At 64.3% G+C, this 403-nt stretch carries 2 protein-coding genes; both read left to right on the forward strand.

All coding sequences use genetic code 11. The features are described 5' to 3' along the window. Positions 1-180 (forward strand): aldehyde dehydrogenase family protein (locus EGI20_RS19100; protein WP_498633283.1); only part of this gene is annotated, 180 nt, incomplete at its 5' end. Beyond that, positions 177-403: UvrD-helicase domain-containing protein (locus EGI20_RS19105; protein ID WP_498633285.1), on the forward strand; the 227-nt coding region annotated here is incomplete at its 3' end. The genes EGI20_RS19100 and EGI20_RS19105, both read left to right, overlap by 4 nt.

Genomic DNA, 403 nt, shown 5'->3' on the forward strand with positions numbered 1-403 from the left:
ACCGCGCGGGCGCGGGCGCTGGGTGCCGACATCGAGGCGGGCAGCGTGTTTATCAACCGCTATACCAGCTCGGACTTGCGCCTGCCCTTTGGCGGAGTGAAATCATCCGGTTACGGGCGCGAATTGTCCGAGTTCGGTCTGTACGAGTTCGTCAATGTGAAGACATGGTGGCAAAAGTGAGGGCGCATACCCGACTCACGCTCAGCGCCGAGCAGCAGGCCGTGCTCGATCACCGCGACGGCCATCTGCTGATCGAAGCGGCCGCCGGCAGCGGCAAGACCACCTTGCTCGCCCTGTTGGCGCTACAGCACGCGCATAGCAGCGGCAAAGTGCTGGCACTGACCTTTAGCCGGAGCGGCAAAGCCAGCTTGCAGCAACGCCTGGCCGAGCACGGCAGTCGCAG

Source organism: Aquitalea sp. S1-19 (assembly GCF_024343515.1).